At 47.1% G+C, this 16,991-nt stretch carries 17 protein-coding genes; 1 reads left to right on the top strand and 16 read right to left on the bottom strand.

Annotated features, from left to right (window positions below; translation table 11 throughout):
* Positions 1-25 precede the first annotated feature (25 nt).
* From FE296_RS14830 to FE296_RS14760, 15 genes are all read right to left on the bottom strand, one after another.
* A complete protein-coding gene (locus tag FE296_RS14830) occupies positions 26-1,333 on the bottom strand; it encodes an amidohydrolase (protein WP_124116231.1) in 1,308 nt (435 codons plus the stop codon).
* Entirely contained in the window at positions 1,320-1,973 is a 654-nt protein-coding gene (locus FE296_RS14825; protein WP_036607616.1) for a redox-sensing transcriptional repressor Rex, read from the bottom strand. Before FE296_RS14825 ends, FE296_RS14830 begins: the two co-directional genes overlap by 14 nt.
* Positions 1,974-2,186: 213 nt before the next feature.
* Positions 2,187-5,048 carry an ATP-dependent DNA helicase DinG gene (gene dinG / locus FE296_RS14820; protein ID WP_150365429.1) on the bottom strand — a complete coding sequence of 954 codons (2,862 nt, stop codon included), beginning with the start codon at positions 5,046-5,048 and terminating at the stop codon, positions 2,187-2,189.
* Positions 5,049-5,189: 141 nt separating this feature from the next.
* Positions 5,190-5,813, bottom strand: a complete 624-nt coding sequence (locus FE296_RS14815; RefSeq protein ID WP_317889415.1) for a tetratricopeptide repeat protein — start codon at positions 5,811-5,813, stop codon at positions 5,190-5,192.
* A 117-nt stretch (positions 5,814-5,930) separates the two neighbouring features.
* Positions 5,931-6,314, bottom strand: a complete 384-nt coding sequence (panD, locus tag FE296_RS14810; RefSeq protein WP_017687742.1) for an aspartate 1-decarboxylase — start codon at positions 6,312-6,314, stop codon at positions 5,931-5,933.
* Positions 6,307-7,203, bottom strand: coding sequence for a pantoate--beta-alanine ligase (gene panC / locus FE296_RS14805; RefSeq protein ID WP_124116229.1), 897 nt, complete (start codon positions 7,201-7,203; stop codon positions 6,307-6,309). Before panC ends, panD begins: the two co-directional genes overlap by 8 nt.
* Positions 7,200-8,078 carry a 3-methyl-2-oxobutanoate hydroxymethyltransferase gene (gene panB / locus FE296_RS14800; RefSeq protein ID WP_150365427.1) on the bottom strand — a complete coding sequence of 293 codons (879 nt, stop codon included), beginning with the start codon at positions 8,076-8,078 and terminating at the stop codon, positions 7,200-7,202. Before panB ends, panC begins: the two co-directional genes overlap by 4 nt.
* A 344-nt stretch (positions 8,079-8,422) precedes the next feature.
* The gene (locus tag FE296_RS14795) at positions 8,423-9,400 is read right to left on the bottom strand and encodes a biotin--[acetyl-CoA-carboxylase] ligase (RefSeq protein ID WP_150365425.1); all 978 of its coding nucleotides are present in this window, start codon (positions 9,398-9,400) and stop codon (positions 8,423-8,425) included.
* On the bottom strand, positions 9,387-10,685 hold the full coding sequence (locus FE296_RS14790) for a CCA tRNA nucleotidyltransferase (protein ID WP_223868884.1): 1,299 nt from the start codon (positions 10,683-10,685) through the stop codon (positions 9,387-9,389). The genes FE296_RS14795 and FE296_RS14790 overlap by 14 nt, the downstream gene beginning before the upstream one ends.
* Before the next feature lie 62 nt (positions 10,686-10,747).
* Entirely contained in the window at positions 10,748-11,908 is a 1,161-nt protein-coding gene (gene bshA / locus FE296_RS14785) for an N-acetyl-alpha-D-glucosaminyl L-malate synthase BshA (RefSeq protein ID WP_076209934.1), read from the bottom strand.
* Between the two features lie 99 nt (positions 11,909-12,007).
* Entirely contained in the window at positions 12,008-12,706 is a 699-nt protein-coding gene (gene bshB1 / locus FE296_RS14780) for a bacillithiol biosynthesis deacetylase BshB1 (protein ID WP_150365423.1), read from the bottom strand.
* A complete protein-coding gene (mgsA, locus tag FE296_RS14775; protein ID WP_091028967.1) occupies positions 12,703-13,143 on the bottom strand; it encodes a methylglyoxal synthase in 441 nt (146 codons plus the stop codon). The genes bshB1 and mgsA overlap by 4 nt, the downstream gene beginning before the upstream one ends.
* An 11-nt stretch (positions 13,144-13,154) precedes the next feature.
* Positions 13,155-13,958 carry a 4-hydroxy-tetrahydrodipicolinate reductase gene (gene dapB / locus FE296_RS14770; protein ID WP_150365421.1) on the bottom strand — a complete coding sequence of 268 codons (804 nt, stop codon included), beginning with the start codon at positions 13,956-13,958 and terminating at the stop codon, positions 13,155-13,157.
* A gap of 80 nt (positions 13,959-14,038) precedes the next feature.
* Positions 14,039-14,563, bottom strand: coding sequence for a tetratricopeptide repeat protein (locus FE296_RS14765; RefSeq protein WP_124116224.1), 525 nt, complete (start codon positions 14,561-14,563; stop codon positions 14,039-14,041).
* 50 nt (positions 14,564-14,613) lie between these two features.
* On the bottom strand, positions 14,614-14,943 hold the full coding sequence (locus tag FE296_RS14760; RefSeq protein WP_017687732.1) for a nucleotide pyrophosphohydrolase: 330 nt from the start codon (positions 14,941-14,943) through the stop codon (positions 14,614-14,616).
* A 172-nt stretch (positions 14,944-15,115) separates the two neighbouring features.
* On the opposite strand from FE296_RS14760, the gene FE296_RS14755 reads away from it, so the two are divergent.
* A complete protein-coding gene (locus FE296_RS14755) occupies positions 15,116-15,985 on the top strand; it encodes a YitT family protein (RefSeq protein ID WP_036607636.1) in 870 nt (289 codons plus the stop codon).
* Positions 15,986-16,096: 111 nt separating this feature from the next.
* Here the strand turns inward: FE296_RS14755 and FE296_RS14750 are convergent, their stop codons facing one another.
* Positions 16,097-16,966, bottom strand: a complete 870-nt coding sequence (locus FE296_RS14750; protein WP_190945232.1) for a sporulation protein YpjB — start codon at positions 16,964-16,966, stop codon at positions 16,097-16,099.
* Positions 16,967-16,991: the final 25 nt, after the last annotated feature.

Below are 16,991 nucleotides of genomic sequence, written 5' to 3'. Positions count from 1 at the left end.
TTCCCTATGATGCTCTGTCCTGCAATTAACGAGCAAGCAGACCATCAAATGCCAATTGAGACTCACGCAAAATGCGTTCTTCATCCAGCGTCAGACATTCGCCGTGTTTGACCACTTGTTTTCCATCCACCCATACGTGCTCAACATCTTTGGCAGAAGCCGAGTAGATCGTATGTGAGATCAGGTCTGTATGTGGATAGAAATGTGCCTGTTCAATGTCAAGAGCGATAAAATCAGCCTTCATGCCGACCTCAAGTGCTCCGGTATTGTTCAAGAAAATGGATTTGGCACCGTATGACGTTCCCAGGAGTAACGCTTCGCCTGCTGGCACAGCCGTCGGGTCACCAGATACACCTTTGTGGATCAATGCAGCCAGTCTCATTTCCTCGAACATATCCAGGTTGTTGTTGCTTGCCGGTCCGTCTGTTCCGAGTGACACGGTAACTCCTGCTTTCAGTAACGCAGGTACCCGCGCAACACCGGAAGCGAGTTTCAGGTTACTTCCCGGGTTATGGGATACAGCCACATCATGACGGGCCAAAATTTCAATCTCTTCGTCATTCAGATGCACCGCATGTGCAACCAGGGATGGACGAGAGAAAAAGCCCAGTTTCTCCAGATGTGCCACAGGACGCAGTCCATAATCAGCCACGTTCTGCTCCACTTCACGAAGCGTTTCAGACATATGTGTATGGAGAGGAAGGTTCAGGTCATTCGCGACCTGTACAAGCTTCTCTATGTAGTCAGGAGGGCATGTATATGGGGCGTGTGGCGAGATTACGGTTGTAATGCGACCATCTGCCTGTCCATTCCACTCACGTGCAAACGCTGCCGACTCCTCCAGCTTCCGCAGTTGCTCTTCTTCCGAGCACAGCCCGATTACACCACGTGCCAGTGCTGCTCTAACGCCGGATTGCTCCACAACTTTGGCAACTTGATCCATGTGATCGTACATGTCCAGGAAAGCTGTAGTTCCGCCTTTCAACATTTCAAGCACCGATAGCGAAGTTCCCCAATATACGTCTTGTGAAGTCATTTTCGCTTCCATCGGCCACATTTTTTCCTGCAACCATACTTGCAACGCAAGATCGTCTCCGTGCCCTCTGAGCAACGACATTGCTGCATGACCATGCGTATTGATCAGACCCGGCAGGAAGAACAGTCCTTTTCCATCCACTTTGGTACAATTTTTGTCTCCATCCGGCAATGTCTCACCAATATGCACAATCTTGTCATCCTCAACAACCATGTATCCTTGAACCACGTTCCATGTTGTGCCGCCTTCATTAACGGCAAATTTGCCGTTGTGAATTACCCATCTATTTGTTGTCATCTTCCTCGTCGTCCTTTCCAGTCTCCAAGTAATAGGCCAAACTAAGCAGATCCGTTGTAAAGTCAGCATGGTGAATGCGGATATGCGGCGGTGTTTTTAGAATGGTTGGTGCAAAATTAAGAATCGCTTCGATTCCGGATTCAATAAGCTGATCGGCTACATTTTGGGCTTCCGTATCCGGAACCGTGATAATTCCGATGCGGATGTTTTCTGTTTTAACCGCTTCCGTCAATTCATTCATTGGTTTTACCGTCAAACTGTTAATTTGACTACCAATCTTCGGTCCATATGCATCAAATACAGCAACAATCTTCATGTTGTCTTTCAGATATGCGTTGTAGTTGGACAAGGCTTGACCGAGATTACCCGCTCCTACCAGAGCTACATTAATTTGCTGATCAATTTTGAGAATGTGACGAATTTTCTCGATCAAATAGGATACATCATACCCGATCCCTTTACGACCAAAATCACCGAAGTAAGCCAGGTCTTTACGAATTTGGGCCGGATTCAGATCCAGCCTCTGTCCAAGCTCTTGAGAAGAAACAGTAGCCACCTCACGCTGATGCAACTCGTTCAAATAACGCAAGTATACAGGCAGACGTCGTACCACCGCTTCCGAAATTTTATCCGATTTCATTCTTGCTCCCCCTTACCAAGGCCACGATAAAATAATAGATGAAAAGATGAGCATTCTGTATAAATTCAAAGATAGACGTTGTATACAGAATGCTCCTTGTAATTTAGGTTATAAGTTCTTACGTGCAACTGCTTTAATCGGATACGGAAATATCTAATAAAGTTTAACGCCAAACGATAGTGTCATGCAATGATATAACGAACAAAACAACCATTATTCTTGTTCATTAACAGGTTTTTCCAACCACTCGGTAATTCGTGGAACCATTTGCTCCGTCAGCATATGCTCCATTTTGGGACCAGGCAAAGAATATAAAAAGAATTTACCATAGTACGCTTCAATCACCCGTGTATCATAAACAATGACAATTCCTCTGTCCTTCGCTGTACGCACCAACCGTCCAAATCCCTGCTTGAAACGAATGACCGCTTGCGGCACGGACAGTTTCATGAACGGATTTTTCTTCTGTTCCTGAAGCAACTCACTCTTGGCTTCCACCAACGGATGATTCGGTGGCTGGAAAGGCAGTCGCACAATAGCGAGACAGGTTAGCGCCTCTCCCGGGATATCTACACCCTCCCAGAAGCTGCTTGTACCCAGAAGTACCGTAGCTTTGGCATCTTGGAACCTGCGTGTCAATTTGGAACGACTTCCACTGTCAACGCCTTGCCCAAGCAACGAGATGTCGTTACCAGATAGCGCCTCCTTCAGTGGATCATAGACCTGCCGCAACATCTTGTATGAAGTAAACAGAACCATCATGCGTCCACGCGTGGCAATTGCGGTCTCTGCGAGTGATTGCACCAGCATATTGACAAAGTGCGCATCACCCACACTGCCCTTCACACTCGGGAAATCACGCGGAATCACCAGAAGTGCCTGATCGCGATAGTTGAAAGGTGATGGCAGCATCGACGTTAATAACCGATTATTCTCGGAAGCTTCCTGCAAGCCAAGCTGTTCAATCATGAACTGGAATGACTTATCTACAGAGAGCGTAGCCGATGTAAGCACAACACTTTTCTTTTTATCAAAGAACAAATCCTTAAGTTGTGCACTGACATCTACAGGTACAGCATACAGCTGAAGAGATTTGCTGCGGAACTGACCGCTTGCTTCCATCCAGTACACCGTTTTGACATCATCCATACGCATGAAGAAACGCAGATTCTCCTTCAATGTGGTCAGATCTTTCAGCAGTCCTGTAATGTCCGTGATCAGACTATCCGATTGATAATCATCCTGATCCTCTTTCACCTCAAGCAGCAATTTGTCCCCTTTGCGGACCAAATCCCCCAGAGTCACATAGATCTGGTTCTCCAGATCCTGCAACTCCTGCCATTTCGCAGGTTTCTGAGATGCTTTCAGACGCAGGGAAAATTGCCCCGTCTCTCCCGGTGAAGCATCACTTCGTTCAGGCAACAGACCGAACAAGGCATCGCTCATACGATCCCACAGCTCCTTAACTTCAAGAGCGAGCGGGAACATCTGATCCACCATGGAGCCCCATTGCACCGAATTTTCATGCCCGGATAACTGCGAACGAAGCATAGGCAGCTGACCATTACGACTGTCCTTAAACAGGCGGGTCAGTGTATGAACCAAGGTGAAATATTTCATATGCATTCCAAGATGTTTTCCAGCGACATCCTCCAGATGATGTGCCTCATCGATCACAAGACTCTCATAGGCTGGCAGCAGCTGATGCGCGGCTTTCACATCCGTAAATAATTTGGAGTGATTGGTGATTACGATATCTGACAACCCGGCCTCATGTTTGGCACGATGGTAGAAACATTTGCGGAACCATGGACATGATCTTCCCAGACAAGACTCAGATTCGCTCTGTACCGTCTCCCAGAAGTCCCCTCCGCGTCCGCTAAGGTTAAGTTCCTCATCATCTCCGGTTTCGGTCTGCGTAAGCCAGACAATCATCTGAGCAGCTGTGAAATAATCCTCTTTGGGTGTAGCGAATTCACGTTTATTGATTTTGTGTTCAAACTTGCGCAGGCACAGGTAATGTCCACGTCCTTTGAATACAGCAGCCTTAAACGGGAACGGAACCACTTGAGTCAGCATCGGAATGTCCCGCTCTCTCAATTGCTCCTGCAGGTTGATTGTATGCGTGCTGACCATAACTTTCTGTTCTTGCTTCACACTTTCGTAAATAGCAGGCAAGAGATAACCCAGAGATTTACCAGTACCTGTTCCTGCTTCGATCAAGAGATGTTTCTCTTCATCCAGGGCTTGCCTTACACTGCTGAACATCTGAGTCTGCGCTTCACGCTCTTCGTAATGATCCAGCGTATCCTTCAGATTCTCACGAACCTGGTCCATAAACTGTTCGAAGCTTACACCATCGAGGGGGTTAGCTTCCCGCTCATCGCGTGGTGCACCTATATCAGTCCAATCACTTACATTAAGAGCAAGCTGACGATAATAGGTATGTCCGTCCAGATCCTGAATCGGCTCTGCTTCCTTCTCACTGCGCATTCCGTCCAAAAACCAACCCAAGTCACTGTCTTCTGGTGCAAACAGGTCACTGAGGCGCTGAATCGTTATGAGCGGTAATTCCTTTAACTCATCCAGACACTTGAGCAGCACATAGGCTGTCGCCAGTGCATCACTGTCTGCCTGGTGAGGGCGATCATGTTGAAATCCAAATTCGGAAGACACGTAACCAAGTTGATAAGAACCCAGTGATGGGAATGTAATCTTCAGAAAATCAATCGTGTCCAGAATGCGGCCAGTGAACGGCAAATAACCGCAACGGTCAAGAGCATTCTGCAAAAAGTGAAAATCAAAAGCGACGTTGTGTCCAACAAGCACCACATCATTAAGCAGCGGAACCATCTCCATCATCATCTCTTCGAGTGAAGGAGCGTCCGCCACATCTTCATCGGTAATACCCGTCAACCCCGAAATAAACGGGGGAATCGGTACACCAGGGTTCACATAAGAACTATATATTTGAGTTATGCTGTAGTCATGATCTATGATGGCAAGTCCGGCCTGTATAATCTCACCGTCGGACTGCGTGCCGGTTGTTTCGAAATCCAATACGGCAAATTTCATTGCAATGTACGGTCCCTTCCATTCCAGTCTATGTTACAGCATAGCAAAAAAAAGGGGATTTGAAAATTAACTGACAAAAAAGCGGTGTCCCCGCCGCTATGCCAAAGGAGGGAACACCGTTTTTTGTCGCCGAATTCCCGCTTAATGAAGGGTCGTCAGCTGATTAGCATATTGCAATTTCCCCCTGTTCAACCTGCAAGCTTCCATGTTGTACAGTGGTTCGGTCAATGTCGGGTCATACTGAAGGGCCTGTGCAAAGAGTGAACATGCAGCTTCGGGATTCGCAAGCTTGGCTTGAATACAGCCCAGGGCGTTACATACAAGCCCTTTTAATCGAGGAGAACCCTTAAGGTACATGATCTGCTGCAAATGTGTCCCGGCTTCCGCCATTTGTTCCAGATTCAGATACGCGAGTGCCAGGTAAAACCGTGTCAATGCACTCTCCGGATGGTCGGTCACAACCCGGGAGAACTGCATGATCGCCTGCGGATACATCTGTAATTTGAAATAGCCCTGACCTCGACTGAAACATTCCAGATGGAGTTCAGGCAGAGCAGTAACAGCTTCCTGTTCCGGTTCAAGGGAAGTAGGCTTATCCATCTCCCGCTCCCTCACCTGGCTCATCTTTTCTTCAAACATCAGCCATTCATCCAGCATTCCGTCACTCATCCGCTTAAGCAAATTCCACTTTTGCAACAATTCCTGTTTGGTCAGGCCTTCAGCGGAAGGATAGCTCTTGATAATTTCATCTAACATGTCGTTCATTTCTGCGAAAACATGCTGGAACATCGATGCATCCCCACCCTTGAAAAAATGGATTAGTGCAGTGACCTGTACTCATTTTTTGCTTCAAGGGCCGATTTCATTCTCCTTACCAGTCGATTACATAATTGTTGCGTGGACTTCCTGTTTCATCGTTTGTACAGGTTTATTCTGTCCATCTACAAACACAACGGTTGGTTTGTGAGTATTTGCCTCTTCTTGAGACATCATGGCGTAAGAAATGATAATGACGTTATCTCCAGGCTGCACCAGACGTGCAGCTGCGCCGTTAAGACATATGACCCCGCTTCCGCGTGGTCCTGGTATCACATAAGTTTCCAGACGTGCACCATTGTTGTTGTTCACAATTTGCACTTTCTCGTTTTCCATCAAGTCGGATGTTTCCATCAAGTCTTCATCTATGGTAATGCTACCCACATAGTTCAAGTTGGCTTCCGTTACCGTAGCCCGGTGAATTTTGGATTTCATCAGTGTTCTAAACATGGGACAGTACCTCCGATTTTTGCAACCTTATATTGTCAATCAATCTTGTTTTTCCGAATTTCACCGCAAGTGCAATGAGCAGATCATCACGTCCTTGAACTTCTTCCTGATCTGCGAGCGGCTCCAGGCTTGGAAAAGCCTGAATCTCGGCGTAGTCGATAACCGCAAGCGGTGAGGTTGCAATCTGCTCGCGCAGAATACGACGGATATCTGCGGCGTTTATAGCTGCACCTGTATCTGCGGCTTCCTGAGCTACACGCAGTGCCTTCGACAGAACCAACGCCTGTGTACGCTGTTCAGCGCTAAGATAGACATTTCGTGAACTGAGGGCAAGCCCATCCTCTTCGCGAACAATTGGACAGGGTACAATTTCTACAGGCATATTCAAATCATTCACCATCTGTTGAATCACCGCAACCTGCTGAGCGTCTTTCATTCCAAAAAATGCACGCTGTGGCTGTACGATGTTGAAGAGCTTGGAGACTACAGTTGTTACCCCATCAAAATGACCCGGACGGGAAGCACCACATAAGCGCTCCGTCAGTTTTGAGACAGATACCGTCGTTTGTCTTGCCTGTGGATACATCTCTTCCACAGAGGGAATAAATACGATATCCACTCCTTGTGAGCGTGCTGTTTCCACATCTCTGGCTTCATCCCGCGGATAGCTGTCAAAATCTTCATTAGGACCAAATTGAATCGGATTAACAAATATGCTTAATACCACGATATCGCTCTGTTGTCTGGCTGCCTGCATCAAGCTTGCATGACCTTGATGAAGATAACCCATTGTTGGTACCAGACCTACAACGGATGCATTGGAACGAATCGCTTGACGCTTCAAGCTTAGTTCCTGTCTTAACTCTGCGATTGTCCGTAGTACTTTCATGAGTTACTCACCACCTTTTCCTTGCGTTGTCCGCCGTACAGTTGATCCAAAACACCATCCGCAGCATTGAATACATGCTCTTCGGCCGGGAACGAACGATCTTTCACTTCTTTCACGTAAGCTTCGATGCTGGTTCTGATTAAAGTACCCACATCTCCATAGGTTTTGACAAAACGTTTGGGCGTATACGGAGATGCGTATTGAACCACATCATGGAATACCAGTACCTGACCATCACAGCCCCGTCCTGCTCCAATCCCGATGGTAGGGATGGATAGTTCCTCCGAGATCGCCCGTGCAACTTCTTCCGTAACCAGTTCAAGCACAATACCAAACGCACCAGCAGCTTCCAAGGCCTTGGCTTCGTCCATCAGACGTTTCGCATCCGCTGCATCCTTGCCCTGAATGCGGTAACCACCAATCTGATTAACTGATTGAGGTGTCAGTCCGATATGTCCAAGAACAGGCACGCCTGCTTGCACGACTGCTCTGACGGTGTCCGCTATCTCAACTCCGCCTTCCATTTTAACCGCATGGGCATGCCCCTCTTGCATCAGTCGACGTACACCCTTAAGCGTCTCATCCACGCTGCCATGATAGGTCATAAAAGGCATATCAGCCACAATAAACGTCTTCTCAGCACCGCGCACTACGGAACGTGTGTGGTACACCATGTCGTCGATGGTCACCGGAAGCGTCGAATTATAACCCAGTACTACATTGCCAAGTGAATCGCCAACCAGGATCAGATCGATACCTGCTTCCTCTGCTAGGAGTGCTGTTGGATAATCGTAAGCCGTGATCATCGTAAGCGGCACGCCATCCTGCTTATATTTTTTCATTTTCACAATATTCAACGCTTGTTTGTTCGCCATTTTCTCTCATGGCTCCTTTCTTCTTTTCAAATAAACGCAACAAAAAAACCTTTTAGTTTTCCACTAAAAAGTCCCGAAAAGTCAAAAAAGAGTCACTTGCGATCGTCCCTTCTGTCTCGGTCCTCTTCGGCTCAGAGCAGAATCCAACAACTCACTTAAACGTATTTCATTCTTGCACTGCGGTCTGCTTATATAAAACACATCAAAGCAGAACAAAGGTTACTGTTACGGGAGTGCAATTCGGTCTGCATTAGCCGATATCGCCTCACGAACACAGTATACCAAAGTTCTGCTCAAACATCACGTCTTATGTTCATTTTACCAGTGAAAATTCGACAAATTGTTTATGATTTCCAAGAAATCTCACCAGAGATGATTAGTGTATGTTCTCCATCGTGCTTCTCCACGATAAGTGCTCCTGAAGGGTCAAGACCGATTGCCTTCCCTTCAATGACACCATGAGGATTCGTCACTGTAATCTCTCGATTCATCGATACGGACAGGGCCTCCCATAGGGCTGAGATTACGCCAAATCCTTCTTTTTGATACAAAAAATACAACTGTTCAAGCTCCGTCAAAATGGCAGCCGTTAGTTTGGTGCGATCAACGGATTGCCCCGTCTCCATCTTGAGTGAAGTAGCTATAGTTGTAAGATCTTCCGGATAATCCTCGGGATCAAAGTTTACGTCAACACCTATACCTGCAATACAGTATCTGACTTCATGATCTTCCACCGTGGATTCAAGCAATATGCCACATACCTTGCGTCCGTCAATCAACAGATCATTTGGCCATTTGATGCCTGCATCAACTCCTGAACAAGCTCGAACGGCACGACATACAGCCACTCCTGTTAATAAAGTTAACTGCGGCGTGTGCTGAAGTGGTAGATCAGGGCGCAACAGGACACTCATCCAGATTCCTTTACCCGGAGGAGAGAACCACTGTCGACCGAAACGTCCTCTTCCTCCTGTTTGTTCTTCCGCAATGACCACAGCACCTTCTGCCTGCCCTTGCTCAGCTAGCTTGAGAACATCCCCTTGCGTAGACAGGGTCGAGGTCAACAAAACAGCCTTACGGCCAAATACGGTTGTATCCAGTGCCAATTGGAGGCCAGTAGCATCAATGCTATCCGGCTTCGTTACCAGACGGTATCCTTTGCGGGATACAGCTTCAAACTCATAACCCATGTCTCGCAACTTGTTCACATGTTTCCACACAGCGGTCCGACTGATGGACAGATTACGGCTAATCTCTTCCCCCGATACGAATCGTCCTTCTGCATTTAATAACATATGTAACAGATCTTCATGTTTGGTCATCTTGAACCACCCGCTTCACTTCTGCACTTAGTGCTTCATGCTGATTCGCTATCGTTCCAATCGCTGTTTCTCGTAACAAATGTTTCATCAGTTGACCCAGCCAAGGCCCGCCTTTGCGCTGCACCATTTGTAACACTTGTTCCCCTGTGATATCCAGTTCTTTCAAGTCATGCACTGAGATCGATTGACTCCATTCGGCTGCAAGCTCTTGAACCAAAACAACCTGCATTTCTGCCTGTTCGGATTGATTCCGCCATCCTGCTGGCAGTGTAGATTGTATTCGAAGCCAATCATCCGCCGCCTGAACACCACAAGCCAGAACCGTAACGATCCAATCGGAACGGAGACTGACCGTATCCTTCTGCTCCTGAACGGAAGTATGAATCAACTGCTCCACCTGAAGGACCCCTGTTATTCGAGAACGATGTTCATTGGAGAATGTCCACTGGCGTAATAATACATCTGCTTCATCCTTGCTATAACCGCCAGCAATCAGGATGAGTGACCAACGGAGCAACACATGCTGACCTGACAATTGTTCCAGATTGGATAACAACGTCTTGTTAAAACGCGCCGAGCTAACCGGCGCTTTGATGTGCGCAAGCGCATCACTTCTGAATAACAGCTCCAACCCTCTTAAAGGATGCGGTCCCGACATCATTTTTACCATCTCTGTGCGTACCCGCTCCATCGCTATATGTTGAAGCAGGTCTTTCTGCCTTACAAGACCCTTCCAAGTATTATGGGCAATTTTGAAATCAAATACGGAAGCAAACCGGACACAGCGGAGCATCCGCAGTGCATCTTCACCAAATCGTTCCATCGCAGAACCCACACACCTGACTCGCTCTTCCTTGATATCTGCCTGTCCACCGAACGGGTCAACGATTGTCCCAGTGACGTCCATAGCAAGAGCGTTCATCGTGAAGTCACGCCGCTGTAAGTCTTCCTTGATATCCTGAACAAATTGAACCGCAGCAGGTCTGCGATTATCCTGATATTCGGATTCTGTTCGAAATGTGGTCACTTCAAAGTAATAACCGCCTGAACGAACGGTAACCGTACCGTGCTGCAAACCTGTAGGAATACAATCGTCAAACCGTTCCATGACTTGCTGAGGAGAAGCAGATGTCGTGATATCCATATCGTCTACAACTCGTTCCAGCAATTCGTCACGAACGCAACCACCTACCCAATATGCCTTGTAGCCATGTTTGTTTAATGTTGTGAGTACATTCTCACTTTGAATTGCCATTTCACGATCTACCTGTGTCCATTGAACCACCACATATCACCTCTTCTCTTGCCTGTTGTGGTATGCACAGTATGATTTCGTCAAAGAAATGATTAACCGCAAACCGGCTTCAGATTCGGAACTTCCCTTCCCAACACCCGGTAATAAATCTGTTCATATTCATGCCGAATAGCATCATTGCAAAAATCGTGATGCGCGCGCTGAAGACATGCTTCCCTGAACTCAGCAGCCAAACGATCGTCCGTCAATAAACGGATGGTGTTCTCGGCCATGGATTGTGTATCCCCGATCGCGGATAAATAACCCGTCTTACCATGTAAGACCAGTTCCGGAATTCCTCCAGCCTGTGAACCAATCGTGGGTACGCCACAAGCCATTGCTTCGAGCGCTACAAGTCCGAAACTTTCCTTCTCCGATGGAAGCATCAACACGTCAGCCATGGAAATGACCTGAGCAATGTCATCCTGTTTGCCAAGGAAATGAACTTTATCATTTAACCCGAGATCATTAATTTTCCATTGCATCTTCGGCAAATCAGGTCCTTCACCAACAAATAACAGTTTGGCAGGAACCTGCTCCTGCACCTGACGGAAGACCTCTACCACATCCTGAGTTCTCTTCACCGGTCGGAAATTGGAGATATGCATTAATATTTTTTCGTCGGGCGCAGCAAAGTCTCTTCGCAGACTGGCAGCATCCCGCGGATAATATATTCGTTTATCAATAAAATTATAGGTTAGATCGATTGGGCGCTGAATATCCAGCAGTTCGACCGTTTCCCGAATCAAATCTTGTGATACGGCAGTAACCGCGTCACTTTCATTAATGGCTAGACGGATCAGATCCTTCAGAGATTCGTCCTGAGCCAGAACCGTAATATCCGTTCCGTGTAACGTGGTAACCACTTTAAGGCCGTCCCCAACCATTTGTTTCGCAAGAAAGGCGCATACTGCGTGTGGCACGGCATAGTGAACATGCAGCAGATCGAGCTGCTGTGACTTAGCCACCTGAGCCATCTTTGTTGCCAGTGACAGGTCATACGGAGGATAACGGAAAACATAATAATCATTTACTTCAACTTCGTGATAAAAAATATTTTTCTGGAACGTACCCAGTCTGAACGGGATACTGTTGGCAATAAAATGAACCTGATGCCCCTGTTCGGCAAGTAATTTGCCCAGCTCCGTTGCGACAACGCCAGACCCGCCGAGGGACGGATAACAGGTGATGCCGATTTTTAGCTTTTTATCCATCCTGTGGACGCTCCTTTGATCTCCCGCTTCATGCAGGTTGATATCATGCAATGGAATAATGAAACCCTTCGTTTCATTAAACGTAAAATGTGAAATCGTTTATTGTGCACCCGAGTCAAATTGATGAACCACGTAAGGTGTAATTGTAGCAAAACCTTCTGCAAACGGGATGAGACTGCGTTGTCCGAGCAAGGAATCACGGGCTCTTACACGTTCGATATACCCTTGATTCAATGGCGTCGAGACCGCTCCGTCTCCCAGTTCGAATTGGGAACGATAAGAGAGCAATGATGCTTCTTTTTGCTCATAGTGTTCCGTAATATCGACAATCAAATCCGTAGGCCCGATGTCATTAATAAAGTAAAAATAAAGTTCCTTCACCTGCACGGCAGGCATGTCCGGCATGTAGTTGCGAAGCTTGGCGTTAAATACAGCCTCCCGCACAAGCTTACTGCAATTGACATGATCCGGATGACGATCTTCCCAATACGGAGCAAACACCATCCGAGGGGTATGACGCCGTATCTCAGCCGTCACAGCCTGTACATGTTCAGGCGTAAGATATAAACCACGATCAGGAAGCCCCAGATTCGTTCGACACGAAAGACCGAGGACGCGGGAGGCCTGCTCCGCTTCCTCGGTTCTGCGCTCTACTGTTCCGTTGGAAGACATCTCAGCACGAGTCAGATCACACACGCCTACTTTCAAGCCAGCAGCGGTATGTTTGGCAATCGTTCCACCCATACCAATCTCCGCATCGTCTGCATGTGCTCCAAAGATGAGAATATCCAGACTCATTCGGTATCACCCGAATTCAATCCAGCCTCCGGCTTGTATTTATGTACCAGCTCTCTCCAGGCAAAATCACCACGATCCAGAGCCTTAACCAGAATCTCAGCGGTTGCGATATTGGTGGCAAGTGGAATTCCCTGCACATCACAAAGACGTAACAACGCATTGATATCCGGCTCGTGAGGTTGTGCCATCAGTGGATCTCGCAGGAAAATAATCAGATCCATCTCATTTTGCGCAACCAAAGCTCCAATCTGCTGATCTCCGCCCAATGGGCCTGATTCGAATCGATGAATCTTCAGCGACGTTCCTTCCATAATACGAAGACCTGTTGTTCCTGTAGAATATAATTGATGGTCCGTAAAAACAGGCTCATATGCCGTCACGAAGTTAACCATCTCTTCTTTTTTACGATCATGGGCGATAAATGCTATTTTCAACATGACAATCTCCTTTAGTCGATAAAGTGGTCAAATCCGTAGATCATTCCTGTATATTCCATAACCTTTTGCACACCAATCTTAACACCAGGCATATAACCTGCGCGCTCGTAGGAGTCATGCCGAATTTTGAGTGACTGTCCATAGTCTCCGAAAACAACTTCCTGCTGCGCGAATACGCCAGGTAATCGTACACTGTGAATTCGGAAGCCGTTGTAATAACCGCCGCGTGATCCTTCAATGGTTTCTTCCTCATTCGGGTTACCCTGACGAAGTTCTTCCCGATTGGCAGCAATCAGTTCCGCAGTTTTAATCGCTGTTCCAGAAGGGGCATCCAGCTTCTGATCTCCGTGATATTCGATGATCTCCACATTAGGCATATGTTTGGCAGCCTGTGCTGCGAATCGCATCATCAGAATGGCACCGATCGAGAAGTTAGGGGCAATAAGCCCTCCAATTCCTTTGTCCTGGCATTGCTTGTCCAACTGTTCAATCTGCTCCGGCGTAAAGCCGGTAACACCCATGACAGGTCTGACTCCATGACGGATCGCGATCTCGGTATGTGTAAAAGCATATTGCGGTACTGTAAAATCAACCATAACCTGCGGTTTTGTTTCGGCAAAAGCCATTTCGATATCATCAGTCACCAGCACCCCACACTCTGGCAAACCAACAAGGGTTCCTGCATCCGTGCCTGCTCCGGAGCGGTTGACAGCCGCTGCAAGCTCCAATTCCGGGTCCTGAAGTACCAATTTCACAACTTCACGGCCCATACGGCCAGCCGCTCCGATCACGGCAACTCTAATTACTTCACCCATATTGACTGCATCTCCTCGCTATGTTGGATCATATCGTTGAATCCATTTCAATTCGAAAGAAAACTTTGCAAAATGAATTCTTATTGAATGGATTTCATACGTTGCTTGATTTCCTGTAACATCTGATGCAGCTGCCCATTCTGTGGGTCCAGCAAAATTGCCTCACGCACCGCCTGAATCGCATAGTCAAATTCATTCAAATCACTGTAAGCCAGCGCAAGCATAACATGAGCTTCCACTGAGAGCGGATCAAGTTTGACCGCTTCTTGCAGAATCGTTGACGCTTCCACATAGCGCTCCTGTGTTGCAATACCCGCCTGCTCCAACAGCAACTTCGCTCTGGAGGTCAATTGTTTTGCTTCCAACGTCTGCAGATGTAAAATATACTCTTCTGTTCCTGGCGACAATTCTACCGCCTTGCGCGCATATTCAAGCGCTGGAACCAGATGTTTGCTGCGGGCGTGGGTAATGGAACAGCGATAATATAACTCCGCATGTTTTGGATGAGCGTGAATGGCTGACTCGAACCAACGAATCGCCTGCTCAAAATCATTTTGCAATATACAGCGGTAAGCATGCTGCATATATTCTTCCGGTTTCATCATTAAGCTGACCCTCCCCGATCGGGTGATGGTACAGCATATGTAATCTACGCCTAATCGGTGTTTTTGGGAGTCCACCGATTGGCATCGCGGGTGTTAAATTTATGCATGACTTTGTCGTGCGCCTCAGCCAGATCAATGCCGAGTGAGTTCGCAAAACAAATCGTGATAAATAAAATATCTCCAAGCTCAAGTTCAATGGAATTGGCTGCTTCGGAAGATTTCTTCGGCTTCTCGCCGAACTCATGATTCACTTCCCTGGCAAGCTCCCCAACCTCTTCAGACATCCGGGCCAACATGGCCAGAGGACTGAAATACCCCTCCTTGAACTGGGAGATATACTGATCAACCTCACGCTGCATTTCTGCGATGCTTTTCTCCATGAGAACGGATTCTCCTTTTGAAATGATGTCGTATTTGTTCCTAATAATATCAGTTATTTAGATTCACTTCCACCATCATCATCTACAAATCATTTTTAAAGAATCAATAAACAGGTATACTAGATGGGAATGATTGCTTCTTCATTCTAATTTATCTACAGCGAGGGATCTTATGAGCACTGCCAAAACCTGGATTCAAGTTAAACTGGTTCTTCCCATCGTGCTGGGTACAGCCTTATATGCCTTTGGGCTCCTCTATTTCATTATCCCCAATCAGCTTATGGAAGGCGGCCTTACCGGGGTTACGGTGCTGATCAATTACGCTTTTGGCATCTCACCTTCACTTACAACCTTGATTCTGAATGTTCCCCTCTTTCTGATCGGGCTCAAAATTTTGGGCGGCAGACAGATGATCTATACGGGTATCGGAATCGGGGCACTAACCGTTTTTCTATGGTTGTTTGAGAAGTTGATTCATCTGGGCTGGATTGAACCATTACATACCGAGAATGACTTACTGTTAGCTGCACTATATGCAGGTGTCACCCTTGGAGCCGGTCTTGGCATCGTATTTCGTTGGGGCGGAACGACGGGTGGCTCAGACATCATTGCCCGTATTCTCAACCGCAAGTATGGATGGAGTATGGGCCGAGTATTACTGGGCATCGACTTCGTCATTATCGGGCTCTCTCTCATCTACATTCCCAAAGAAAAAATTCTGTATACGCTTGTAGCTGTATTCATCGCTTCCAAAGTCATCGACTTTATTCAGGAAGGTGCATATTCTGCCCGGGCATTTATGATCATTAGTGACCATGCACCCGAGATTGCGGATCAGATCACACGGGATATGGATCGTGGCGTTACCCTCATTCCAGCCATTGGCGCGTACTCTAAACAGGCCAAACACATGGCCTACTGTGTAATCTCCAGGCAAGAGTTCAGGCGTCTGCAGACCATTGTACGTTCCATTGACCCCAGAGCTTTTGTCATCATCAGCGATGTTCACGATGTACATGGAGAAGGTTTCAAAGAAAGTTGACGCACTATACAGAAACTACAAGAAAACCTCTTTTCGCATGAAGAGCCGTTATAGTGGCTGTTTATGTGAAAGAGGTCTTTTTTTATATACCACGATCAAGTTCATATCCGATTAACGCCGAAAAGGAAAAATCCCCTGTTGCTGCGCACGATATTTACGATATCCGGCGTAACTTAGCGTCGCCACAATGACAGAACTAATCAGCAACCCTGCTGCCCTGCGATCAGGACCCTGTACAAACGGTACAAAGGCACTCTCGTCCTTCTCGCGACCAAACAACTGGTTCACCAGTTCCTCCCCATGGCCCACCATGCTCTTTAATTGTGCCAGATCAGGTTGCTTGGCAGCGGTAAGCCCTTTGGTATGAGATAACCAGGCGTCCATCTGAGCAATCTCATACGGTTCACGGCGAATCAGTGCGGCAGGACGAATCGTCTCAAAATGCTCCTCCAGAACGGTGTAGCGGTTTGCCAGTACGGCCGCAGTTTGCCCTTGATCTGTAGCAGCAGATAAAGCGTCCAGATCGTTTTTCACGATTTTATAATACTGAAGCCATAAAGGCTTGGTTGGATTTGCTAGACTATCTGCTGCAAGTCTGAGTTTGGCAGAGGATTGCTGAAGAGAAGCATCGTCATTCTTCACCTTCACAACGGCTTGTTTCACTTCAACTACGGTTTCGGACAAGGCGTGAATACCCTCGACTGTCGTTTGTCCCTCAAAGGAAATATGCTCCAAACTTTTACTAATGCGCAGAATGCTTCCTCGCACTTCTTCAATATTGTTCTCGAGCGCCTGCCGATACAATATGGCTGCTTCCTCATTCAGTTGTGCAATTGAATTGCTTGTGGACACTTGCTGATCTGAATTCGAATTTAATGCTTCACTTTGCGCGGATACACGATATGCTAAGTTCGTCCAAAGCAACAGAGCCATGAACGATACCACCAGTAAGCCAGTTTTGATCCCAAACGTTCTCTTCATGGACATCCCTCCCACCACCAATGTA

The sequence above is a fragment of the Paenibacillus sp. UASWS1643 genome (genome assembly GCF_008693195.1).
Taxonomy (GTDB): Bacteria; Bacillota; Bacilli; order Paenibacillales; family Paenibacillaceae; genus Paenibacillus; species Paenibacillus amylolyticus_B.
The sequence above is the reverse complement of the archived record's forward strand: the minus strand, read 5'-3'. Positions and strand labels throughout refer to the sequence as shown.

Coding starts and splice junctions, on each gene's coding strand:
- FE296_RS14830 (WP_124116231.1), bottom strand. CDS start 1,333: ATGACAACAAATAGATGGGTAATTCACAACGGCAAATTTGCCGTTAAT.
- FE296_RS14825 (WP_036607616.1), bottom strand. CDS start 1,973: ATGAAATCGGATAAAATTTCGGAAGCGGTGGTACGACGTCTGCCTGTA.
- dinG (WP_150365429.1), bottom strand. CDS start 5,048: ATGAAATTTGCCGTATTGGATTTCGAAACAACCGGCACGCAGTCCGAC.
- FE296_RS14815 (WP_317889415.1), bottom strand. CDS start 5,813: ATGAACGACATGTTAGATGAAATTATCAAGAGCTATCCTTCCGCTGAA.
- panD (WP_017687742.1), bottom strand. CDS start 6,314: ATGTTTAGAACACTGATGAAATCCAAAATTCACCGGGCTACGGTAACG.
- panC (WP_124116229.1), bottom strand. CDS start 7,203: ATGAAAGTACTACGGACAATCGCAGAGTTAAGACAGGAACTAAGCTTG.
- panB (WP_150365427.1), bottom strand. CDS start 8,078: ATGGCGAACAAACAAGCGTTGAATATTGTGAAAATGAAAAAATATAAG.
- FE296_RS14795 (WP_150365425.1), bottom strand. CDS start 9,400: ATGACCAAACATGAAGATCTGTTACATATGTTATTAAATGCAGAAGGA.
- bshA (WP_076209934.1), bottom strand. CDS start 11,908: ATGGATAAAAAGCTAAAAATCGGCATCACCTGTTATCCGTCCCTCGGC.
- bshB1 (WP_150365423.1), bottom strand. CDS start 12,706: ATGAGTCTGGATATTCTCATCTTTGGAGCACATGCAGACGATGCGGAG.
- mgsA (WP_091028967.1), bottom strand. CDS start 13,143: ATGTTGAAAATAGCATTTATCGCCCATGATCGTAAAAAAGAAGAGATG.
- dapB (WP_150365421.1), bottom strand. CDS start 13,958: ATGGGTGAAGTAATTAGAGTTGCCGTGATCGGAGCGGCTGGCCGTATG.
- FE296_RS14765 (WP_124116224.1), bottom strand. CDS start 14,563: ATGATGAAACCGGAAGAATATATGCAGCATGCTTACCGCTGTATATTG.
- FE296_RS14760 (WP_017687732.1), bottom strand. CDS start 14,943: ATGGAGAAAAGCATCGCAGAAATGCAGCGTGAGGTTGATCAGTATATC.
- FE296_RS14755 (WP_036607636.1), top strand. CDS start 15,116: ATGAGCACTGCCAAAACCTGGATTCAAGTTAAACTGGTTCTTCCCATC.
- FE296_RS14750 (WP_190945232.1), bottom strand. CDS start 16,966: ATGAAGAGAACGTTTGGGATCAAAACTGGCTTACTGGTGGTATCGTTC.